Genomic DNA, 21,956 nt, shown 5'->3' with positions numbered 1-21,956 from the left:
GGGAGGAGGGGGGCTGCCCGCGCTTGCCCGGATTCCCGTACCCCCGGATTCACAACCACAAAGATCAAAAAAACAGGAGACCTCCCATGCGCGCCAGCTCTTTCCGCGGCCTCGCTCCCTCCATGCCAGTCCCGGCTGGCCCCCGTCGCCTGGCCGGCGCACTGCTGGCGGTTGCCGCGCTCGCCTGCGCCCAGCCGTCGCTGGCCGATATGGCCAAGATCCGCCAGAGCGGGACCTTGAAGGTGGCCGTCTATAAGAGCCTGCCGCCATTCTCCACGGCGGCGGGCAACCCGTTGCCGGGCATCGACGTGGCGCTGGCGAAGGCCCTGAGCAAGCAGATGGGGCTGGCGGTGTCGCTGCTGCCGTTTGACGCTGACGAGAACATGTCCGACGACCTGCGCAACATGGTCTGGCGTGGCCATTACCTGGGCTATGGCCCGGCGGATGTGATGCTGCATGTGCCGGTGGACCGTGCGTTCATGCGCGCGAACGACAAGGCGCTGATCTTTGCGCCCTATCACCGCGAGATGTTCGTGCTGGTACACGACCGTGAGCGCGTCCCCGAGGTCCGCCAGCTAGAGGATCTGGCCGGGCAGCCTACCGGCGCGGAAGCGGGCTCCGCCGGTGCCAATGCCCTGTTGTCCGGAGCGCAGGGCGCGCTGCGCGACAAGGTGAAGATCTATGCCGGGCCAGACGAAACGCTGCGCGCGCTGTTTGCCGGCGAGATTGCCGCGGCAATGGTCACGCGCTCGCAATACGAAAGCGCGCTCAAGGCGGCCGGCCAGTCCGCCGCGCGTTTCGCCGCGGTGGACGTTGCCTCGCCGCTGCTGCCGGCGCGCGGCTGGGCCATTGGCATGGCGGTCAAGGCGCACGAGAGCGAACTCGCCGAGTCACTGCAGAACGCGCTGGACGCGATCCGCCGCAGCGGCGAGCTGCAGCAGATCTTCGCGCAGTACGGGGTGTCGCTGCAAACGCCGTGAGGTTCTCCAGCCGTAGTATCGGCATTGACCGCGATCTGCATGGTGGATCGCAGTTCGCTCACTCAACGGCCATCGACATCAACGCATGGGCTTCGCCCGTCGAGCGGGATCATCCAACTGATGGTGGCGCCAGTGCATTGGCAAGCGACTTCACTCGAGCTGAATCTCGCCGTCGAACTGGACCTTGACCTGCAAGGCGGCCAGTTCCAGCGTGACCACGACCGGGAAGCGTTCGGTTCCGGTGATGGTGCCGGCGGCGATCGCCTTGGACACCGCCAGCTCGATTTCCCGCTGCGAGCTCACGCCGACGACTTTGAGGAACTTGCGGATGCTGAGGTTGAAGGTTTCTTCGTTCATTGCGCTCTCCTGGCTGCTGCCACAAGGAAAGACTAGGCGCTGGGATGCATTTTTGCTGCCTGAAGTGGATCCGGCCTGCGTGGCCAACCAGGAGGCCACGTCAAAAATGGCGACTGCCTGGCGCAACGGCGGCTGGCAAAGCGGGTCTAGTGGTGCCGGCCATACCTGTAGTGTTCCTGGCAAAATTGGCCCGCATTGGCCGGCACTGTCTCAAATTGAGACGGTGTGCCGCTCGTTTCGTGGGCGGGGAGCCGGCCTCGTGCTTGCGCGCTAGGTGAAAACCATGTTCCGCACCGTCATGCGCTTGAAAACGGGGGGTGCCTCACTTACAGTTCCTCTCCAGCGCGCGCCCCCCGCCGCGGCAGCAGCGGCAGTTAGCGCCATCAGAACAAGACCGTACGGAGACGACTGAATGAGGCATGCATCGATTGGCCCGGCAACAGACGTGCAGCTTGCGAGACGGAATTTTTTCGACGGGAAGCGCATTCCTCCCGGGACCGTATCCGACCTGATTGCCAGGAGCTGGCAACGCGCCTCTAACGCTGGCATGCGGCCCGAGGATCAGGCGCTGTTCAGCACTGCTGTCTCGCGCACGCAGCTGCAGTGGATCGAAGATGAACATCGGGTGCTGATCGAGGCCTCCGGCGAGGACATGGAGATTCTGGCGCGCGCGTTTCCCGCGCAGCACTGGCTCGTGTTCTGCACCAACGCCGACGGCATGATCGTCAGCTCCAACGCGGGCGCCCGTGCCGGGATTGGCCCGGCTGCCGCGGCCGTGCTCCGGGGCGGCAAGCGCGTATGCGAGAGTTCGCTCGGCACCAACGCGCCGGCCTGCGTGCTGATCGAAGGCGGCGGGGCGGTGGAGATTCGGCGCGGCGAGCATTATCTCAATGAGCTTGTCGACGTGGTATGCGCGGCGGCGCCGATCTACGACTGCCACGACCAGCTGATCGGCGTGATCGACATCACCGGTTTCGGCGTGGACCTGCCCAGCTACGCGCTCAGCCTCGTGCAGTCGGCCGCCATGTCGATCGAGAACCGGCTGTACGCCAGGCTGCATGGCTGCCGCATCCTGCATCTGCATCATGACCATCGCATGCTGCACACGCCGGCCGAGGGCATTGTCGCGATCTCGGGCGATGACGTGATTGTGGCCGCCAACCGTGCCGCGCGGCAGATGCTGAAACTGCGCGGCGCTGGCGGTGCCGGTACTGAGTTGCGCCAGGTCTTCGCCAGCGGTCTGCATGGCACGGTGGTATCCAGCCATGGATCGCTGAGCGCGCTCGGCGGCGAGCGCTTCTTTGTTTCGCTTGACCAGCCAACGGCGCCCAGGCGCGGGCGTCAGCAGCATGGCAGCGATGGCGCCAAGCCGGCCGACAACGGGTCATGCGTGATTGCCGATGCGGCGCTGTCCCGCACCGTCGAGAAGGCCGTGACCGTGATCCGCGAGCAGGTGCCGGTGATCGTGCTGGGCGAGACCGGTACCGGCAAGAGCATGCTGGCGCGCGCCCTGCACGAGGCCAGCCGGCCGGGCGAAGCCTTCGTCTCGCTCAACTGCTCGGCGATTCCCGAAAGCCTGGCCGAAGCCGAACTGTTCGGCTATGCCGACGGTGCATTTACCGGCAGCCGCAAGGGCGGCAGCGCGGGCAAGATAGAACAGGCAAATCATGGCACGCTCTTCCTCGATGAGATCGGCGATATGCCGCTGGCGCTGCAGACCCGGCTGCTGAGCGTGCTGCAGGAGCGCAGCCTGACCCGGATCGGCAGCAGCAAGCCGGTGCCGGTCGATATCTCCGTGATCTGCGCGACCCACCGCCATCTTCCCGACCTGGTGCGCGAGGGCACCTTCCGGGAGGACTTGTTCTACCGCCTGAATGGCATGTCGGTGCGCATGCCTGCCCTGCGCGAGCGCACGGACATGCCCGAGCTGGTGGCGTCCGTGCTGCAGTCGCTCGCGCGCGGGCGGTCCAAGCGGCTCGACGCCGATGCCATGGCCCTGGTCGTGTCGCACCACTGGCCCGGCAATGTGCGCGAACTCCACCAGGTGCTGCGCGCAGCCATTGCCTTGTCCGGCGATAGCGAAATCGTGCGGCGCGAGCATTTCGACGACTGCTGGGTGGCGGCGGCGGCCGGCACACCGGCGCTGGAGGCGCGGCCAGCCCTTGGCCACTCCACCGTCATGGCGGATGTGCAGAACGAGCTGATCCACAGGACCCTGGCTCAGCTCAGTGGCAATCGCTCGCAGGCTGCGCGCGCGCTGGGCATCTCGCGCGCCACCCTGTATCGCAAGCTGGCGCGCCACAACCCCGGCTGATCGCAGCCGGACTAGCATCCTCTCTCAGGGCCCCCAATGATCGCGTGCGCGGTTATCGGGGGCTTTTTCTTTTCCCTGCATGTCTCAGTTGTGTCGAGACACCGGCGCAGTTTGAGACAGCAATACGGCGCCGCTTGCACGCACACCTGGGCCCATCCGGCTTGGGGAACGGCCGCAACGCGCGGGATGGCGTGGATTCGGCGGCAGGCGAGCGCGCACACGGTGTGCTGGGCACGGCCTTTGCAATTAGCAGTACGAGCGCATGAGCGCTGCCTGCACAGACAAAGGAGACAGACAATATGCCAAGCAATGCAGCACTGGTGATCGGCGGCAAGCTGGTCGAGGGCGGGGCCCTGCTGGACGTGATCAATCCCGCCACGGGCAAGGTGTTCAATACGGTATCCCGCGCGACCGAGCGCGATGCGCACGCGGCGGTGGCGGCGGCCAAGGCGGCCCAGCCGGCCTGGGCGGCGCTCGGCCTGCCAGCGCGCCGGGCCTTGCTGCTGCGCTTCGCTGACGAAATGGCGGCCAACGCGGAAGACCTTGCCGCGTCGCTGGTGCTGGAGCAGGGCAAGCCGCTGGCCGAGGCACGCCAGGAGCTGCAGTTCGCGCTGGCGTTCGTGCGCCATATCGCCGGCATGGAGCTGCCGGTATCGGTGGTGCAGGACGATGCGACCCATCGCATCGAAGTCCATCACAAGCCGCTGGGCGTGGTCGCCGCCATTGCCGCGTGGAATTTCCCGGTGCTGATCGCCGCCTACAAGATCGCGCCCGCGCTGCTGATGGGCAATACCGTGGTGCTCAAGCCCGCGCCGACCACGCCGCTGGCTTCGCTGCAGCTCGGCGCCATCGCCAACGGCATCTTCCCAGCAGGCGTGCTCAACGTGATCACCGATCTCAACGATCTGGGCGGCCTGCTGACGTCGCATCCCGACGTGGCCAAGGTCTCGTTTACCGGCTCCACCGCGACGGGCAAGAAAGTGATGGAAAGCGCCGGGCCCCGCCTCAAGCGCATCACGCTGGAGCTTGGCGGCAACGACGGTGCGATCGTGCTCGACGACGCCAACGTGGCGCAAATCGCGCCCAGGATCTTCGGCAGCGCCTTCTACAACTGCGGGCAGGTATGCCTGGCGCTCAAGCGCCTGTACGTGCATGCCTCCATCCATGACGCGCTTTGCGATGCGCTGGCCGAACTGGCCAGGCAGGCCGTGGTTGGCAACGGCGCCGAGCCCGGCGTGACCCTCGGGCCGTTGCAGAACGCTATGCAGTTCGACAAGGCCGGCCGCTTCCTGGCCGCGGCCCGGCGCGACGGCAAGGTGCTGGCCGGCGGCGCCGCGCTCAAGGGCGACGGCTACTTCATCGCGCCCACCATCGTGCGCGACCTGCCCGACACCAATGCGCTGGTCGCCGAGGAACAGTTCGCGCCGATCCTGCCGGTGCTCAGGTACGAAGACCTGGACGATGCCGTGGCGCGCGTAAACGGCTCGCCCTACGGCCTGGGCGGCTCGGTCTGGTCGTCCGACCAGGCGCGTGCCTATGCCGTGGCGCAGCGGCTCGACGTGGGCACTGCGTGGGTCAACCATCACCTGCATTTCGGCCCGCACATCCCCCTGGTGGGCGCCAAGGAGTCCGGCGTGGGCGTGGAGTTCGCCGCCGAGGGCCTGGCCGAATATGCGCAACTGAGCGTGATCAATATCGCGCGCCAGCAGGCAGCCTGAGCGCCTGCGGCATCCTGCCCGTCAGACCCGGCACGGCCCTCTGGCTGTGCCGCGGCATGGGCGCACAACAAAAAATGGAGGAGACATGCAACAACAAGGACCGGCCATGCGCCGGAGGACGCGTTCGGCCCTGCGCCATGGCAGCGTCATCGCGGCCCTGCTGCTGGCGGCAGCGCCCGCGCACGCCATCGACGTGGACGCCGGCGACTATACCGCGCTGCCGGCGGGCACCAACCTGGGCATGCTTTACTACCAGCACGCGGAGCGTGACAAGGTCTACGCCAGCGGCAGGCAGGTGGCCGGCGGCAACCTGAACTCGGATATCGGCATCGCGCGCTATGTGCATTTCATGGACATCGCCGGTTTTACCGTCGACCCGCAGATCCTGCTGCCGTTCGGCAACCTGCGCGGGCGCGACCAGCTGAGCGGGCTCGGCAGCAGTGGCGGCATGGGCGATCCGATCCTGGCCGCGACCGTATGGCTGGTCAACCAGCCGCAGCAGAAGCGGTACTTCGGCATGACGCCGTTCCTCTACGTGCCGGTTGGCAGCTACGACAAGGAACGGGCACTCAACCTTGGCGAGAACCGCTGGAAGTTTGCCTTGCAGGCGGGCTACATCACGCCCCTGGTCGGCAAGTTCACCCTCGACCTGATCGCCGACGTGACCTTCTATGGCGACAACAACAAGTTTGGCGCGGCCTCGGCCACCCTGAAGCAAGCCCCGCTGTTCCAGGGCCAGGGCTGGCTGCGCTACAACGTCACCGACACCTTCGACATCCGCGGCGGGCTGTCCTACACGGCCGGCGGCGAAAGCAAGGTGAACGGCGTCTCCCGCAACGACAACACCAATAGTTCCAAGTTTTCACTGGGGATGGCGTGGTTCCCGACGCCGACCGTACAGGTGCTGGGCACCTATGGGCAGGACATCTCGGTGCGCAACGGGCCGATGGAAGGCAGCCGTTTCAATCTTCGCGTGCTCAAAGTATTTTGACCGGACCTGACAAGGAAAGCAGACCATGATGAGAAGAAGCAGGAGCAAGAGCAAGCAGGACAGGGCAGCCGCGCTGTGGCTGGGAACGTTCGCGGCGGTTGCGCTGGCATCACCGGCGGGCGCGGCGCTCGGCGCCGACGCCGCGCCCGCCAGGGCACTCACTGTGCAAAAGGTGCGTGCCATCACCGCAGGTATCGACGGCGCGGCGATCCGCGCCAATGAGCGCGGCACCGCCAACTGGCCTTCCTACGGGCTGGACTACGCGGAAACGCGTTTCAGCCAGCTCGACCAAGTCAACACCGGCAACGCCGCGCAGCTGGGCCTGGCCTGGTCCTATGACCTGGAATCGACGCGCGGGGTCGAGGCCACGCCGCTGGTGGTCGATGGCGTGATGTATGTGACGGCGCCGTGGAGCGTCGTCCATGCCATCGACGCGCGCACCGGCAAGCGGCTCTGGACCTACGATCCCAAGGTGCCGCGCAATCTCGGCTACAAGGGTTGCTGCGACGTGGTGAACCGCGGCGTGGCGGTCTACAAGGGCAAGGTCTTCGTCGGTGCCTTCGACGGCCGGCTGGTGGCCATCGACGCCGCGACCGGCAAGAAGGCGTGGGAGCAGGACACCGTGGTGGATCACAAGTTCTCCTACACCATCACCGGCGCGCCGCGCGTGTACAAGGGCAAGGTCATCATCGGCAACGGTGGGGCGGAGTACGGCGCGCGCGGCTACATCACCGCCTACGACGCCGAGACCGGTGCGCAGCGGTGGCGCTGGTTCACGGTGCCGGGAGACCCCGCCAAGCCGTTCGAGAACGAGGCCATGGCCCGCGCGGCCGGCACCTGGGACCCGAGCGGCAAATACTGGCTCAATGGCGGCGGCGGCACCGTGTGGAACACCATGGCCTTCGACCCCGAGCTGAACCTGATGTATATCGGCACCGGCAACGGCGCGCCCTGGAGCCGCAAGCTGCGCAGCCCCGGCGGCGGCGACAATCTCTACCTGGCCTCGGTGGTGGCGCTCAATCCCGATACCGGCGAATACGTCTGGCACTACCAGGAAACGCCGGGCGACAATTCCGACTACACCTCGACGCAGGACATCATCCTGGCCGACCTCAAGATCGACGGCCAGCCGCGCAAGGTGATCCTGCACGCGCCAAAGAACGGCTTCTTCTTCGTGATCGACCGCACCAACGGCAAGTTCATCTCGGCGAAGAACTTCGTCGACGTGAACTGGGCCACGGGCTACGACAAGGATGGGCGGCCGGTCGAGAGTCCGCTTGCCAATACCAGCCTCAAGCCGGTCGACGTGGTGCCTGGCCCGTTCGGCGCGCACAACTGGCATGCCATGTCGTTCAACCCGCGCACCGGCCTGGCCTATATTCCGGCGCAGCACGTGCCCCTGACCCTGGCGGACGACAAGGCGTGGGCGCGCAACCAGAAGGACTCTCAGGAAGCGCACAGCGGGGTAGGATGGAATCTCGGCATGCTGGTCAATGCCGAGCCACCGACGAGCAAGCCGTTTGGCAGGCTGATCGCATGGGACCCGATCGCGCAGAAGGCGGTCTGGCACCAGGACTATACGGGGCCGTGGAACGGCGGCACGCTGACCACGGCCGGCAACCTGGTGTTCCAGGGCACCGCGGACGGCCGCTTCATCGCCTATAACGCGGCTAATGGCGAAAAGCTATGGGAGGCGCCGGTCGGTACGGGGGTTGTGGCCCCGCCGGTCACCTACCTTGTCGACGGCAAGCAGTACGTGTCGATTGCGGTAGGGTGGGGTGGCGTGTTCGGCCTGAGCGCACGCGCCACCGACCGCAAGGCACCCGGCACGGTCTACACGTTTGCCGTGGGCGGCAAGGCCAAGGCCGCCGAAGCGGCAGCATATCCGATGGCCGAGTTGTTGTCCGGCGTCAAGTACAACCCCGCCCATGTGCAGGAAGGGCAGAAGCTGTACGTCAACAACTGCGTGTTCTGTCATGGCGTGCCGGGGGTGGACAAGGGCGGCAATATTCCCAATCTGGCTTACGTCGGGTCCGGCCTGATCGAGAACCTGGGCAAGATCGTGTTCAACGGTCCCTTCGTGCAGCAGGGCATGCCGGATTTCACCGGCAAGCTGACCGCGCAGGACGTGGAGAAGATTCAGGCTTTCATCCAGGGTACGGCAGACGCAGTACGGCCAAAGAAGCCCTGAGCTGAATCGGGGCGCGAAAGCACCAGGGAAGGCCGCCAGCCGCAAGGCCGTCGGCTGCCTCTGGGCGCTGGCCAACGTGCCGTCACAGCGGCTCAACCAGCCGCCTGTTGCTGTTGCGGCAGTATTCCGCGCAGGCTGCGCGTGCCGAGGTGGCTGCGCCGTGCACGAATAGCGGCGCGTCGGCACGCCGCGACATCGACACCACGATGGACGGAGGCGCGGGCTGCAGCGGCAACTCCACGACTTCGCCGCTCTCGATCAGCTTGTCGACGAACAGGCGCGGAATCGCGGCCACGCCGAAACCATCGCGCACGAGCTGCACGATCACGGCAATCGACGGCGACCCGGTAATGCGGGTTTCCGAAAGCGGCACACCGTGGGCTCCCGCGAGTTTGGCCACGATGTCCTCCAGCGCGCGATGCGGCGCGGTCCCCCGGCCGAACGTCAGGATGGGATGTTGCAGCACCTGCCTGGCAAGCGAGCCGCGCGTGTGCGACAGCAAGCCTGCGCGCGCCACCCAGTGCACGGGATAGTTGGCGAGCGCATTGCACACCACGTTGCTTTCGTCACTGCCTTCGACGCGAATGATGAGATCGAGCTCGTCGGCAATCAGCCTGCGCTGGAGCACCACGCTCACGTCGGCGGTCAGTTCGACTTCCAGCTGTGGGTAGTCCGCGGCGAGCCGTCGCATGTAGTTCGGCAGCCAGCTGTGCACCACGGTCTCGATCACGCCCAGGCGCAGGCGCCCGCGGATCTTGCTGTCGCCAGAGGCGGCGGCCTGCAGCCGCCGTGCGGCCTCTACCACTCCCTTTGCGTACCCGAGCAGGTACTCGCCATTGGGTGTCAATCGAAATTCGCGGCTCTCCCGGTCGACCAGCGCGGTTTGCAGCTCATCTTCCAGTGCCTTTATCCGTTGGGAAATGGCAGCTGGCGTCGCATGCAGCGCGGCTGCCGTTGCACGAAAGCTGTGCAATTTGGCTAGCGTGACGAAGGTTTCGAGGAATCGCGTATTCATCCGGCTGTGGAGTGAATCGGTGCAGAAGGCGCCAAATTGCTTGGGATATCCCGACAGTTGGCGTTAATCCCGGTTTGGCACCAGCTCGGTGCGGGTAGGGGGAAACCCGTAAGGTTGTTAAGAAATTCTATACATAGGTGCCAACAAAAAGTCGTTGGCGATAAAAAATTTTACTCTCTATCGTTCAAGGCAACCACGACGACGTCATAACGCCATGAGAACGCAGATGCCCGAAGACCTGATGCCTTTCGACTTTCGCCGGACCGTGCGCAGCGGGCAGTTCCGTGGCCCCACCGCAGGCTATTGCGGCGACTACGCCCAGGCCAACCTGGCCATCCTGCCGTCGGCGTACGCTAGCGATTTCCTGCGCTTCTGCCAGGCCAATCCGAAGCCGTGTCCGTTGCTGGGCGTCGGTGAGCCCGGACAATGGCATGTGCCGGTACTCGGGCGCGAGGTGGACATCCGCAACGATGTGCCGGCTTACAACATCTATCGCGACGGGCGGCTGGCCGAAGAGACCGAATCGCTGGCCGACCTGTGGCAGAACGACTTCGTGGTGTTCGCCATCGGCTGCTCGTTCTCGTTCGAGCACATGCTGGCGCAGGAAGGCATCCCCTTGCGGCATGTCGAGCAAGGCCGCAACGTGCCGATGTACCGCACCAGGATTGCGAACCGGCGCGCGGGCGTTTTCGGTGGCGAGCTGGTGGTGTCGATGCGGCCCATGCGCGGTGCCGAGGCGATTCGCGCCGTGCAGATCACCAGCCGTTTCCCTGCCGTCCATGGAGCGCCAATCCACATCGGCGACCCGGCTGACCTGGGGATCGAAGACCTGGCCAAGCCGGAGTTCGGCGATCCCGTCACGATCAAGCCGGGAGAGCTGCCGGTCTACTGGGCCTGCGGCGTCACACCTCAGACCGCGATCATGGCCGCGAGGTTGCCGCTGGCGATCGCGCACAAGCCCGGCCACATGTTGGTGACCGATATCAAGAACGCCTCGCTTGCCGTGTTCTAGTCCACCGGCGGCCAACGAAAGATCCGCGCGAGTCCGAGGGCTGCGTTCATCCATCGATGGGCGATGGGCAATGGGCCGGCCCCGGTAGCCGCGCGAAAGACCGTTCAACCCACGCGCCCAGGAGCGTTTCATGGACAACAAGACCCCCGCGGCGGCGGCCGCCGCCAATCCCGCAATGGTTTCCTCCGTTGCACCAACGGCGTCTGTCGACGCCGGCGGCAACCTGTTCTCCTGGTACGGCGATGCATCGTCTCGCCAGAAGCGCGCCTTCTGGAGCTGCAAGGTCGGCTACATGCTCGACGGCATGGATACGCAGATGCTCTCCTTCGTCATTCCGACGCTGGTCGCTACCTGGGGTATCAGCCTGGCCGACGCCGGCTTCATCGGTACGCTCACCTTGCTGGCTTCGGCACTGGGCGGCTGGGCCGCCGGCATCCTGTCGGACCGCATCGGCCGGGTGCGGACGCTGCAATTGACGGTGGTGTGGTTCGCGGTCTTTACCGGCCTGTGCGGGCTGGCGCAGAACTACGAGCAACTGCTGGCCGCGCGCGCACTGATGGGCTTCGGCTTCGGCGGCGAATGGACCGCCGGCGCCGTGCTGATCGGGGAGGTGATCCGCGCCAAGGATCGCGGCAAGGCCGTCGGCCTGGTGCAATCGGGCTGGGCGATTGGCTGGGGTCTGACGGCCATCCTGTACTCCGTGCTGTTCTCGGTCTTGCCGGCCGAACTGGCGTGGCGCGCGCTGTTCCTCATCGGCCTGCTTCCGGCGCTGCTGGTGGTGGTCATCCGCCGCTACGTGAAGGAGCCGGACGTCTACGAAAAAGAGAAGGCGGCGCAAGGCAAGGCGAGCGATCGTCCCCGTTTCACGGAGATCTTCAGCCCGAAGCTGCTGTCGACGACGGTGCGCGCGGCGCTGCTGGCGACCGGCGCACAAGGCGGGTACTACGCGATCACGACCTGGCTGCCGACGTACCTGAAGACCGAGCGTCACCTGACGGTGATGGGGACGGGGGGATACCTGGCCATGATCATCTTCGGCTCGTGGATCGGCTACCTCGTCAGTTCCTATCTGACCGACAGGCTTGGCCGCAAGCCGAACTTCATTCTCTTCGCGGTGGGTTCGATGACGGTTGCCTTTGGCTACACGATGCTGCCGTTGAGCAACGGCGCCATGTTCTGGCTGGGCTTCCCGCTCGGGTTCTTCGCTTCGGGCATTTTCAGCGGCATGGGCGCGTTCCTGACCGAACTGTTCCCGACGCGGGTGCGTGGCTCCGGCCAGGGCTTTTGCTACAACTTCGGCCGGGCTGTCGGCGCACTCTTTCCCTTCCTGATCGGCGCGCTGTCCAAGCAATATGGACTCGGCGCCAGCATCGGCATCTTCGCCGCGGCGGCCTATGGCGTGCTCATCATTGCCGCGCTGACGCTGCCGGAAACCCGTGGCCGCGAGCTCGAAGCCGCTGGCATGTAAGTCCCCGGCAACTGCCGCTCTGGCGCTCTTGAGCTGGTGTGAGGTGTCGCCGTGGATGAAGCGGGTCTCCCGCGGCGACACGACCGTCGTGTACGTCCCTCCGGTTTGCACCAGGGCCGCTTTGGCAACGGTTGCACTTACGCGCGCAGAGTGTAAACATGCGCGGGCGCCCGGCGCGCGCCTCAATCTCCTTCGGTGCCACTTTCCAGAGCCGGGCCAGCGCCGCCCGGCCGTTGAACACATAACCCGCACCTGCGGAGAACGTCAGGTCATAGGCCGGTGGCAGGCTCCATGTTGCGCCCCACTATAACGGCGCCAACGGTCTGACCGCGCATGAGGACATGGGCGCTCGCGGGAACGCCTTGTACCGGACGGGCGCGCCGCGGCGAGCGCGGCTTCCCTTGCGTCACCAAACTATCGTTCCTTGGGCTTGTAGGCGCGCTTGCGGACTTCGCCTCGCGCAGACAGCGCTTCGCTTGGTGGCAAGGTATCCGGGAAGGCTGCGTCCAGGCTGCCGATCATGCTCAGCGCTCGCATCACCTTTACCAGTGTGGATACGCGCACATCCCGTCCGGCCTCCAGGTCGCCCAGAGCGGTCCGGCCGACCCCGGCGCGTTTCGCCAGGTCCTCGATCGTGACGTTGCGTTCTATGCGCTTGGAGCGCAGGCGGGCACCGATTTCAGCAGCGATTTCATCGCCTGTCGATGTGCTTCGAATAGCAGGCATAACGTATGCTTTTGTGTCATTGCGCCCGGAAAGGCGATCATATCGTATGGTCCGGCATCCAGGGGGCATGTCAAGATACACGTCGATAAGCTTGCTATAGCAGTCGTAATATGCCTATCAGGGCTTGGTTGATCTGTTGCGCCCCCCGGCCTAGGCTTGCATGCCCTCGTTGACCATCTGCATGCGCGGCGCCAGCGTCAGGCTGCATTTCTGAATGCTGACAACTGCTTCGACAAGTGATTATCATGCTTCTTGCTGCACAGCGACGCAACGGGATAAAGACGTGTCATCGAAATTCCGGCGAGGAGGTCCCGAATGACAAATGCAGACTCCGGACGGTTTCAGATCCTGGCGCTGTCAGGCGGAGGCTTCCGAGGCCTTTATACGGCCAAATTGCTAGCTGACTTCGAAGAAGAGATTGGCGCGCCAATCGCCACTCGGTTCGATCTTGTCACGGGCACATCGATCGGTGGCATCCTGGCATTGGCCATTGCGATGGAAATCCCTGCGCAGCGCATTGTCGAACTTCTCGCCAGTCATGGGGGATTGATCTTCAAGCGGCGCTGGTCTCTGGCGGGAATCTGGCGCGCACCATTTTCTTCCGCACCTTTGCAGTCGCTGCTTCGTGACAAGATGATATTTGGTGATCAAGTCCTCGGAGCATGCAGGCATCCGGTCATCATACCGGTGATCAATTACTCGACAGGCAGGCCGCAGATCTTCAAGACGCCGCATCATCCGGATTTCAAGCGAGATCATAAATGCCGGCTGGTAGATGTCGCCATGGCGACTAGCGCGGCGCCCGCATACTTTCCACGATATACGTTCAACAACAATCAATATGTTGACGGCGGTCTGTACGCCAATGCGCCGGGCATGCTCGCGGTCCACGAAGCGCAGTCGTCCATGGGGCAACCGACAGACCGCATTCACGTGATGGCGGTCGGTACCATGTCATCGAAATTCACCGTCAACCCACGTCGAAACCGAGAGGGTGGGACATATGACTGGGGAGGCGTTAATCCGGCAAACATGCCGAAGAGAGTGTTTGGCTTGTCGATATCGGTACAGGAGGCACTGAGTGACTTCATGCTTTCGCATCTGCTCTCAAAGCGCTATTTCCTTGTCGATGACGATCTCACCGACCAGCGCGCACGGGCCGTCGCCCTTGATCGGGCCGACAGCGCGGCGAAGGAGGTATTGCTTGGCGCCGCGACGGAACGCTCCAAGATCTGCATCGGAGACGAAGACTGCCGATCCTTCCTAACTCACACAGCCCGCTCGGCAATGTTCTACTACGGCGAACACACCAATCAGAAAAGCTAGGCCGGCAAAGCGCATGCGCCGCGCAAGCAGGTCGCGGTGGCGCAGGAGCGGGCCAGCGCAATGTGGAAGAATGGAAGCATCCAATGATCCAATATTCTCAACCACGAACGGGTCCATATGAAACTCACGATCACCCTTGAGTTCACCCCAGCCGCGCAAGCCGCGGCAAGAGACATCGACTTGGATCTGACTCCCCACACCGGCGCGATAACACCCGTGATCGGCGACCTGATTCAGTTCCCAGGACAGCCAATCATCTTTGTGGTCATCGGTCGCGTTTGGCAGCCGCGCAATCCGGACAACGTCGAGCTTCGTATCATGCTCGATCTGGCGCCTTCGCCGCTGTCTGTCGTCTGAGGGCATTCTGAGTCGCGCAAGGCGTTTGCGCGATGGTCATGCGATTGCTTGATGGAGAGATCCATCGCAACGCCGCTCATGCTCGCCATTTAGAGGCCATTTCAAAAAGATTCTGGCTTGCCATGGACATGCTGTCGACGCGCGAGGAATCACACTTGCTGAAATGAACCAGGACGCGACAAGCGTCATGCCGCGACATGTTCCTGTGTGCCTCGCCAGGTCGCGCCGAACAGCACCAGCAACAGGATGCTGATCAACGCAAAAGGTGCGTGCGGCAGCAGGTCATAGAGCACCGTGCCGAGTAGCGGCGCTACCACCATGCTTAAGCCTTGCGCGGCGGACATGGCTCCGGCGCAAGCGCCTTGCTCGGAAGCGCAGACAGCATTGCTAGCCAGCGCGGCAACTGCCGGGAGCGCGGCGCCCATGCCCAGAGCGGCCACGGAATAGCTCAGGCACACGGCCATCGGCTGCGTTGGTCCGACCAGCAAGACGGATGCAAAGCCCGCCGCACCTGCCAATGCACCCCATCGCAGCCATTGCTGGGGCGCGACATGCGGCAGCCTGCCAACAATCGCTTGCATCAGGATCAAGGCCAGCCCCGCGCAGCCCAGGGCATAGCCTGCAACGGCGGCCGCTTGGTGGGCCGGGACGTCCAGGCGGTCGATAACGAAAAAGCCCAGCGAGCTGTTGGCCATCATGATGACGCTGAACAGCGTAAAGGAACTCAGCCACGGCAGGCGGATGCGCATGTCGGTGATCTTCAGGCGTTGCGGAGCGCGCAGAGCTTGTGGTTTGTGCGTGTCTTGCAGACGCCCCAACCATGGCAGTCCGGCGAGCGGGAGCAGCGCAAAGACGAGCAGCGCAACGGATAGGTTGTATTGACCAATCCAACCCGCCAAGGGCGGAGCGAATACCATGCCAATGGCGCCAGCTGCGCCAAATCGTGCTATGGCGGCAGCCCGTGACTCGGCTGCGGTGTGGTCGGCGATCCAGGCGGTGGCCGCTACGGGCAGGCCGGCAAAGAAGCCACCCATCGCCGCGCGCGTGAGCAGTAGCGCCGCAATATTCAAGCCCATGGCAGGAACGTGATGCGTACCACCTTGCAGTGCCCACCAGACGTAACACGCCAACAGTACGTAGGAGACGGTGAAGCCGACGATCGCCATGCGAAGCACTGGCACACGGCCCCGTGCATCCACGGCTCGGCCCCAGAGGCGGGCGGTTACGATCCAAACCAGACCGACCATGCCGATGATGGCGCCGACATGCCAGGCCTGCAGATGCATCAGGCGGGCCATCGGGCCCGCCACGGCGATAAAGGCGTAGCTGCCGCCCATGGTCGTGAGATTGGTGATCAATAGCGGCATCAACTCTGCGACGGGCAGAGTGGCTGCGGACGTTGTCTGGGTAGATTTGGTGGACATGGCGGTCCTGAAGGGAGAGGTACTGGTGGGGGAGCGATAACAAGCGAAGTCAGTCACTACGTTTTGATTGAGTGACTGGGGCGCTGACGAGATTCGGCTGGAGTCACACGCCCAACGTGGCGCCGCCGTCCACGCACAAACTGTGCAGCGTGACGTGCCGAGATGCGTTCGATAGCAGGAACAGCACGGCTGACGCGATGTCTTCGGGATCTGCAATGCGGCCCAGCGGGATGCCCGTGCGATATGCGGGCAACGAACCCGCAATGACGCCTTCCTTGCTGTTCCTATCCGTCCATAGTTGGCGCTGCATCCGGGTGTCGGTCGAGCCGGGCGCGACGATGTTGCAGCGAATGCCGTGCTCGGCGAGCTCCAGGCCAAGACATCTGGTGAACTGATGCGCAGCCGCCTTGGATGCCGCATAGGCTGCCATCTGCATGCGTGGCACGAACGCCGCGTTCGAGCCAACCGTGACGATGCTGCCCGCTCGGCGCGGCATCATCCGTTGCGCCACTGCACGCGACAAGTGGAACACGCCGTGCATGTTGACGGCAAAGCTGCGGTGCCAGTCTTCGTCGCGCAGGACGTCGACGCTCGCGACGCGCAAAATGCCCGCCACGTTGGCCAGCATGCCGATCGGGCCGATCTGCGCGTCGATGCGATCCACCGCAGCGCGCACGGCGGCGCCATCGGCGATATCTAGCCTAACAGGATGAATCCGATACCCGGCTGCGGCACCGTCGGCCGCTAGTTGTTCCAGCACTTCCGCCTGGATGTCGAGCGCGGCGACGGTCACGCCGCGCGCGCAGAGCGCGCGAACCACGGCCGCGCCTATGCCTTGGGCCGCGCCGCTTACCACGGCAACGGATTCCGGGAAATCGGAGATGGTGCTATCCATGCGATAAAACTCCTGTAGAACGAGGGGATGCGGCAGCTGTCGCCGGCCGGCCCGGCTATGCCAGGCGCGCAGCCAGCGTTGCGCCGATGGCGGCCATGGGCGCTGGGTCGGACATGCCGTCGTGCGAGCAGTCGAGCACGACGCATTGCAAGCGGCCTGGCCGCAGATGCGGCCGCCAGCTGTCGGGGCCAGGTAAGTGGCCGGGATTAAGCGAGGCCCGGAAGAGCAGCAAATCACCGTCATACGATGGCGTCTGGCTCGCGCGGAACAACTGCATCTGGCGCAGCGTCTGCCGCGCGAACGCGTCGAGCCCGGACCGGCCCAGCGCGGCGAACGGGCTATTCGTGCGCAACAGCCGCTGACGCAGCGTTTCGTCCGCCAGTCCTCCCGTATCGAAATCGCCGTTGACGGTGAGCAGTATCTGCAACGCGTCGCGCAGGATAGGCTGCGGGTGCCCCGCCCAGGCCGAGGCGGGATAGCTGTCCATTAGCGCCAGCAAGCCAATCGCGTGGCCCTGCCGCGCTAGCCTGGCGGCGACGGCATGGGCCAGCGCGCCGCCCAGAGACCATCCCAGCAGGTGGTACGGCCCGTCAGACTGCAACGCACGCACACGCTGCATGTAGCCCTCGACCAACGCGTCGAAGTCTTGCGCCTCCAGCGTTTGCGCCATCGACATCTGCAGGCCATGCACCGTCATATCGGGCAGGTGGCGCGCCAAACGCAGATAACTCCAGGCGAGCCCGTCGGCCGGATGCAGGCAGAAGAGCGCCGGGGCGGCGGACGAGCCGGTCTGGATGAGAAGCAACGGCGCAAAGGCATCGTGCAAGGCCTGTGGCCGGTAAGCCTGCGGCGCCGCCAGCGCGTCGGCAAGCGCCTGCACCGTCCCGTGGCGAAACAGCATGGACACCGGCACGTCCCGGCGCAGCTCCAGCGCGAGCTGGCTGGCCGTCTGCATCGCCTGCAACGACTTGCCGCCCAGATCGAAGAAATTCGATGCTGTTGTCAACGGCACGTCGCCCAGCACCTGACGCCAGATCCGCATCACCTGCCGCTCGAGCGCACCCGCGCCGTCCGCATCGAGATCCGTGTCCGCGATCCGGCCTGCGGCGTGGGCCAACAGGGCCTTGCGATCCGTCTTGCCGTTGGGGTTGCGCGGCAATTGCTCGAGCACATGCCAGGCGTCCGGAACCGCGGGCGCTGGCAATGACTGGGCCAGCATCGCCCGCAGCGCCTGCACGTCGCCCGTGCCCGCCACAAACGCTGCCAGCGTGCATATGCCAGGCCCGCGCTGCACCGGCACCACGGCCGCTTCGCGCACAGCGGGTGCGCCGAGCAGCAGGTTTTCTATTTCCAGTGGATCGATACGCAGTCCGCTGATCTTGACCTGATGATCCATGCGTCCCAGAAAGCGCAGTTGCCCGCCTTGCAGTTGCGCCAGATCGCCGGTGCGATAGGCGCGCTGGCCGCAATCGGGCAAGCGGACAAAGCGCGCGGCCGTGAGTTGTGGGTCGTGCAGATAATGCAGCGCCAGCGCGTCGCCGCTCAACACGAGTTCGCCCGGCACGCCTGCCGCCACGGGATACAGGCGATCGTCCACGATGCGCGCTTCGACGCCGGGACGAGGCAAGCCGATAGGCACGGCATCGCCGGGCTCCCATGCGGCTTGCGGACCGCACAGCCGCGCGGTGGTCGCGATGATGGTGGTTTCGGTCGGGCCGTAGGTGTTCAGCAGCACCTGTCCGGGCAGCAGGTCTCGCCAGCGCGCTACCCGCTCGGGCAGGGCGGCTTCGCCGCCAATGATGGTCAGGCGCAGGCGATCCAGCTTACGTGCCGTGTCTGGATCCAGGGCATGCGCCAGCACATGCCAGTACGCGGTGGGCAGATCGAGTACGGTGATGCCGAGGCGTTTCACCGACGCGGCGAACACCGTCACCGAATCGAGCATCGCATCGTCGCGCATGACTAGCGTAGCGCCGTGGCAAAGCGTGATGAAGATCTCTTCAAGACTGGTGTCGAAATGCAGCGGAGCGAACTGCAACACCCGGTCCGCCGGCTCGATGCCGTACACCGCACGGGTGCTGGCCACAAAATGCGCGAGCGCCCCGCGCCCGACCAGCACGCCATTGGGCTCGCCGGTGGAGCCCGACGTGTATAGCAGATACGCCGGATGTTGCGGTTGCGGCGAACAGCAACGCGCGGGGCCGTCGATCACGACGCCGGCCTGATCCAGATCCAGCACGGGCAGCGATCCGGCCAGCCCTTGCCACGGCATACGCGTCAGCACCAAGTCGGGCGCCGCGTTGGCCAGGATGCTCGCCGTGCGCTGCGCGGGCCCCTCGGGATTCAGCGGCACGAATACCGCGCCCACCCACAGGACAGCCAGCATCGCGACGATAGCGGCCGGCGAGCGCGGTGCCAGTACCGCGATCCGGCAGTGCTCGCTCATGCCGCGCTGCGCTAACGCGGCAGCCAACGCCTCGACCTGTTTCAGGAGGCTTTGGTAGTCCAGGCGAGCGCCGTTCGATTCGATGGCGATCTGGTTGGGGTAGCGCGCCGCCATTCGTTGCAGCAACGCGATCACGTCGAGTGCCGGCTTGGCCAGCGGCTCGCCCCGGCAGATCGACAGCGACGGCATATCGCCCAGCAACGGCGCCAGGGCCGCATCGGGCGCGTGGCTGGCCAGCGCAAAGAGCCACTCGGACAGACTGCCGGCCAGCGCCGTCAGCCGCGTCACGTCATAGGCGTTGGGATTGGCTTCCAGTGTCACGTGCCATGCGCCGTTGCGCACGGCCAGCGTCACGTTCAAGTCCTTGACGGGCCCCCCGCTCACGGGGCGCGTTTCGCTGGACAGATGAGCGAAGGCTACCTGCCGATCGAACGGCATCAGGTTGACGGCCTGGTTGAACAGGAACTTGTTGCTCTCCAGCAGTCCCAGGTCGCCGCGTATCCATCCGTAGCGATAGTACAGATGGGGTTTGATCGCGCGCAGCCTGCCGACAGTTTCGGCCACCAGCGCCTGCAGCGACGCCTCGGCGCGCACATGCGCGCTCAGCGGCACGATATTCATCGCCATGCACGGCACACTCAGCGCTGGCGTGCCTAGCCGGTTCAGTACCGGCAGGCCGAACGTCAGGTGCCGCTGGCCTGCCTGCTTGCCGAGCCACATGCCGATGGCCGTGAGTATCCATGCGGCCCAATCGGCCCGAGCGGCTTCGGCGGCGGCGCGCAAGACCTTGACGTGCGCCGGATCCAGCAACAACGTATGGCGGATCGCCGTGTTGCCGAAGTCTTGCTCTGGTGCCAATCGTGCGGCAGAGGGCACCTCACGCAGGTGTTCACGCCAAAATGCCCGGTCGATGTCGTACTTGCCTGTTTGCCTGTAATGCGCTTGCGCGGCCACGACGTTGTCCAGCTTCCAATCGGGCAACGGCGGCAGGGGCGCGCGCGTTACGCGGGCGTTGTAGCGGGCAGCCACGGCCTGCTGGATCAGGCTGTAGCCGAAACCGTCGAGTGCGATGTGGTGTACCTGCAAATACCACCAATGGCATTGCGCCGAGAGCCTGAACAGCGCCGTGCGATACAAGGCGTCCGACGTCACGTCGCAACAGATGGACAGGGAGGTCTGCATCCAGTCCTGTGCAGCCCGCACCGGATCGGCCTGCGCGCCGAAATCCACCAGCGGCACTTGCGTGCAGGCCGGCTGGCGGCGTTGCCACAGGATGTCGTCATCCCACTCGAAACGCATGTGCAGCGCATCGCAGTGGTCAAGCACCTCTTGCACGCTGGCCATGAACGCAGCCATGTCCAGGGTGCCGCCGAGTTCGATCGTTTCCGCCGTTAGATAGCCAGGATCGTGGGTATCGACTTGTTGTGCTACCCAGATGCCGTATTGCGCGGAGGTAGTGTGCATGCGTTGACTTGTTTGCAGCATGAGGTGGCGTCCCACGGGAGAAATGCATAGACGGCGAAGAGAGCGGGCAGGGGATCAAGCACGCTGCCAGTCGATCACGAGTTGCTTGTTGCGTGCCATGAGCGCCAGATGTTCGTCCATGACATCCTGAATCTTCTCCAGCTTTTCCGCTGACTCGGCTTCGCAACGCATGCTCAGTACGTCATCCGTGCGCGTTATATGGCATCTGCCATACGGAAAATCGATGGCGGCGGCCTTCTCGTCAAACTTGACTCTCACCTTGATGGCGTAGTGCTTGCACATCTTGAACAGGATTCTGTCGGCTTGCGCCAAGGCGATTGCGGCGGTACTGACAAGCATGGCGTTCTCGTTCGCTCGTGAGATTGGGCGTTACGTGTATAGGAACACTCGCTTCATGCGCGCGTGTGGGTGGCGCCTTGCAGCAAGCGCCACCAGGCGGCGAGCGTCGGCTCCTGCGCCAATTGCACGAAGCTGACGTCCGCGCCAGCCTGGCGCAATTCCTCGACCCAGGCCATGATGCGCACCGAGTCCAGTCCCCAGTCCATCAGGTTGTCTTGCGGCTGTAGTTCCGTTTCCGCTATCTGCAGGCTGCGCGCGACCTGTGCCGTCAGCGCGGCGAGCGACGGCGGCTTGACGAAGCCACGCGCGGCGACTCCGGCGGCCAGTTCTTCCGTGCGCACGACCTTGCCGCAGCGCTGCGCCACATAGTCAAGCGCCATACGGTGCGCCTCCGGTGAAAAATCGGCCAGCGCATCGGCGACAAAGAACGGCTGGATGTCTCTCATGAACGCCTCGCAGGCTGTCATCAAGCAGCCGATGTGCGCATAGACGCCGCAAATGGCAAGCTGGTCCTTTTGTTGATGGCGCAGCATGGATTCGAGTTCTGAACGCTGAAACGCGCTGTAGCGCCATTTGTCGAGAATATGATCGCCAGGCGCGGGGGCCAGGCTCGGGCAAATGGCGCTGCGGGTTGGTTGCGCCGTCAATCCCGGGCCCCACATGTCAGTCAGCAGGCCTCGTTCGGTTGCCGTCTGCTGCGGCAGTTGCGCGGTGTAATACACCGGCATGCCGGTGGCGTGCGCGATATCGATCAGGCGCCGTGTGTGCGCCAGCAGATCAGGAATGGGAGCCGCCTGACGGTCATAGAAATCCAGGAAATAGTCCTGCATGTCGTGCACCAGCAAAGCCGCGCGGCTGACGTCGAAACGCCATGCCACCCGATTGGCAGGAAAATCCGCAGGCATGGTGTAA

At 64.7% G+C, this 21,956-nt stretch carries 17 protein-coding genes; 9 read left to right on the top strand and 8 right to left on the bottom strand.

The window, feature by feature from the left end; genetic code table 11:
- Positions 1–86: 86 nt before the first annotated feature.
- The gene (locus AC07XB_RS03190) at positions 87–980 is read left to right on the top strand and encodes a substrate-binding periplasmic protein (RefSeq protein WP_492826284.1); all 894 of its coding nucleotides are present in this window, start codon (positions 87–89) and stop codon (positions 978–980) included.
- Positions 981–1,130: 150 nt separating this feature from the next.
- Here AC07XB_RS03190 and AC07XB_RS03185 read toward each other — a convergent pair whose 3' ends face one another.
- On the bottom strand, positions 1,131–1,337 hold the full coding sequence (locus tag AC07XB_RS03185; RefSeq protein ID WP_416048726.1) for a DUF6494 family protein: 207 nt from the start codon (positions 1,335–1,337) through the stop codon (positions 1,131–1,133).
- 412 nt (positions 1,338–1,749) lie between these two features.
- On the opposite strand from AC07XB_RS03185, the gene AC07XB_RS03180 reads away from it, so the two are divergent.
- From AC07XB_RS03180 to AC07XB_RS03165, 4 genes are all read left to right on the top strand, one after another.
- A complete protein-coding gene (locus AC07XB_RS03180; protein WP_492826282.1) occupies positions 1,750–3,651 on the top strand; it encodes a sigma-54-dependent Fis family transcriptional regulator in 1,902 nt (633 codons plus the stop codon).
- 299 nt (positions 3,652–3,950) lie between these two features.
- The gene (locus AC07XB_RS03175) at positions 3,951–5,369 is read left to right on the top strand and encodes an aldehyde dehydrogenase family protein (RefSeq protein WP_492808504.1); all 1,419 of its coding nucleotides are present in this window, start codon (positions 3,951–3,953) and stop codon (positions 5,367–5,369) included.
- Positions 5,370–5,454: 85 nt separating this feature from the next.
- On the top strand, positions 5,455–6,360 hold the full coding sequence (locus AC07XB_RS03170) for a transporter (RefSeq protein WP_492372504.1): 906 nt from the start codon (positions 5,455–5,457) through the stop codon (positions 6,358–6,360).
- 25 nt (positions 6,361–6,385) lie between these two features.
- A complete protein-coding gene (locus tag AC07XB_RS03165) occupies positions 6,386–8,551 on the top strand; it encodes a PQQ-dependent dehydrogenase, methanol/ethanol family (protein WP_492826279.1) in 2,166 nt (721 codons plus the stop codon).
- Positions 8,552–8,633: 82 nt separating this feature from the next.
- Here AC07XB_RS03165 and AC07XB_RS03160 read toward each other — a convergent pair whose 3' ends face one another.
- A complete protein-coding gene (locus AC07XB_RS03160) occupies positions 8,634–9,566 on the bottom strand; it encodes a LysR family transcriptional regulator (RefSeq protein WP_492808498.1) in 933 nt (310 codons plus the stop codon).
- Between the two features lie 238 nt (positions 9,567–9,804).
- Here AC07XB_RS03160 and AC07XB_RS03155 point away from each other — a divergent pair, with 238 nt between their 5' ends.
- Positions 9,805–10,578 carry a putative hydro-lyase gene (locus tag AC07XB_RS03155; protein WP_492808677.1) on the top strand — a complete coding sequence of 258 codons (774 nt, stop codon included), beginning with the start codon at positions 9,805–9,807 and terminating at the stop codon, positions 10,576–10,578.
- Between the two features lie 175 nt (positions 10,579–10,753).
- Positions 10,754–12,046, top strand: a complete 1,293-nt coding sequence (locus AC07XB_RS03150) for an MFS transporter (RefSeq protein WP_492372533.1) — start codon at positions 10,754–10,756, stop codon at positions 12,044–12,046.
- Between the two features lie 414 nt (positions 12,047–12,460).
- Here the strand turns inward: AC07XB_RS03150 and AC07XB_RS03145 are convergent, their stop codons facing one another.
- Entirely contained in the window at positions 12,461–12,772 is a 312-nt protein-coding gene (locus tag AC07XB_RS03145; RefSeq protein ID WP_492372506.1) for a helix-turn-helix domain-containing protein, read from the bottom strand.
- 315 nt (positions 12,773–13,087) lie between these two features.
- Here AC07XB_RS03145 and AC07XB_RS03140 point away from each other — a divergent pair, with 315 nt between their 5' ends.
- Positions 13,088–14,098 (top strand): CBASS cGAMP-activated phospholipase, encoded by a 1,011-nt coding sequence (locus AC07XB_RS03140; protein WP_492372507.1) that lies wholly within the window; start codon positions 13,088–13,090, stop codon positions 14,096–14,098.
- A 117-nt stretch (positions 14,099–14,215) separates the two neighbouring features.
- A complete protein-coding gene (locus AC07XB_RS03135) occupies positions 14,216–14,455 on the top strand; it encodes a hypothetical protein (RefSeq protein WP_492808495.1) in 240 nt (79 codons plus the stop codon).
- Positions 14,456–14,640: 185 nt separating this feature from the next.
- Here AC07XB_RS03135 and AC07XB_RS03130 read toward each other — a convergent pair whose 3' ends face one another.
- The 5 genes from AC07XB_RS03130 to AC07XB_RS03110 all read right to left on the bottom strand — a co-directional run bounded on the left by AC07XB_RS03130 (position 14,641) and on the right by AC07XB_RS03110 (position 21,949).
- Positions 14,641–15,822: an MFS transporter gene (locus tag AC07XB_RS03130; RefSeq protein WP_492826501.1), complete on the bottom strand. Its 1,182-nt coding sequence runs from the start codon at positions 15,820–15,822 to the stop codon at positions 14,641–14,643.
- Positions 15,823–15,982: 160 nt separating this feature from the next.
- A complete protein-coding gene (locus AC07XB_RS03125) occupies positions 15,983–16,774 on the bottom strand; it encodes a 2,3-dihydro-2,3-dihydroxybenzoate dehydrogenase (RefSeq protein WP_492808491.1) in 792 nt (263 codons plus the stop codon).
- 55 nt (positions 16,775–16,829) lie between these two features.
- The gene (locus AC07XB_RS03120) at positions 16,830–20,684 is read right to left on the bottom strand and encodes an amino acid adenylation domain-containing protein (protein WP_492826277.1); all 3,855 of its coding nucleotides are present in this window, start codon (positions 20,682–20,684) and stop codon (positions 16,830–16,832) included.
- Between the two features lie 75 nt (positions 20,685–20,759).
- Positions 20,760–21,044 (bottom strand): DUF2218 domain-containing protein, encoded by a 285-nt coding sequence (locus tag AC07XB_RS03115; protein WP_492372512.1) that lies wholly within the window; start codon positions 21,042–21,044, stop codon positions 20,760–20,762.
- A 53-nt stretch (positions 21,045–21,097) separates the two neighbouring features.
- Complete coding sequence (locus AC07XB_RS03110) at positions 21,098–21,949, bottom strand: isochorismatase family protein (RefSeq protein ID WP_493688048.1); 852 nt, start codon at positions 21,947–21,949, stop codon at positions 21,098–21,100.
- Positions 21,950–21,956 lie beyond the last annotated feature (7 nt).

The sequence above is a fragment of the Cupriavidus sp. GW821-FHT02F09 genome, from assembly GCF_059421605.1.
The sequence above is the reverse complement of the archived record's forward strand: the minus strand, read 5'-3'. Positions and strand labels throughout refer to the sequence as shown.

Coding starts and splice junctions, on each gene's coding strand:
- AC07XB_RS03165 (WP_492826279.1), top strand. CDS start 6,386: ATGATGAGAAGAAGCAGGAGCAAGAGCAAGCAGGACAGGGCAGCCGCG.
- AC07XB_RS03180 (WP_492826282.1), top strand. CDS start 1,750: ATGAGGCATGCATCGATTGGCCCGGCAACAGACGTGCAGCTTGCGAGA.
- AC07XB_RS03190 (WP_492826284.1), top strand. CDS start 87: ATGCGCGCCAGCTCTTTCCGCGGCCTCGCTCCCTCCATGCCAGTCCCG.
- AC07XB_RS03125 (WP_492808491.1), bottom strand. CDS start 16,774: ATGGATAGCACCATCTCCGATTTCCCGGAATCCGTTGCCGTGGTAAGC.
- AC07XB_RS03175 (WP_492808504.1), top strand. CDS start 3,951: ATGCCAAGCAATGCAGCACTGGTGATCGGCGGCAAGCTGGTCGAGGGC.
- AC07XB_RS03130 (WP_492826501.1), bottom strand. CDS start 15,822: ATGCCGCTATTGATCACCAATCTCACGACCATGGGCGGCAGCTACGCC.
- AC07XB_RS03145 (WP_492372506.1), bottom strand. CDS start 12,772: ATGCCTGCTATTCGAAGCACATCGACAGGCGATGAAATCGCTGCTGAA.
- AC07XB_RS03170 (WP_492372504.1), top strand. CDS start 5,455: ATGCAACAACAAGGACCGGCCATGCGCCGGAGGACGCGTTCGGCCCTG.
- AC07XB_RS03120 (WP_492826277.1), bottom strand. CDS start 20,684: ATGCACACTACCTCCGCGCAATACGGCATCTGGGTAGCACAACAAGTC.
- AC07XB_RS03140 (WP_492372507.1), top strand. CDS start 13,088: ATGACAAATGCAGACTCCGGACGGTTTCAGATCCTGGCGCTGTCAGGC.
- AC07XB_RS03135 (WP_492808495.1), top strand. CDS start 14,216: ATGAAACTCACGATCACCCTTGAGTTCACCCCAGCCGCGCAAGCCGCG.
- AC07XB_RS03160 (WP_492808498.1), bottom strand. CDS start 9,566: ATGAATACGCGATTCCTCGAAACCTTCGTCACGCTAGCCAAATTGCAC.
- AC07XB_RS03110 (WP_493688048.1), bottom strand. CDS start 21,949: ATGCCTGCGGATTTTCCTGCCAATCGGGTGGCATGGCGTTTCGACGTC.
- AC07XB_RS03115 (WP_492372512.1), bottom strand. CDS start 21,044: ATGCTTGTCAGTACCGCCGCAATCGCCTTGGCGCAAGCCGACAGAATC.
- AC07XB_RS03150 (WP_492372533.1), top strand. CDS start 10,754: ATGGTTTCCTCCGTTGCACCAACGGCGTCTGTCGACGCCGGCGGCAAC.
- AC07XB_RS03185 (WP_416048726.1), bottom strand. CDS start 1,337: ATGAACGAAGAAACCTTCAACCTCAGCATCCGCAAGTTCCTCAAAGTC.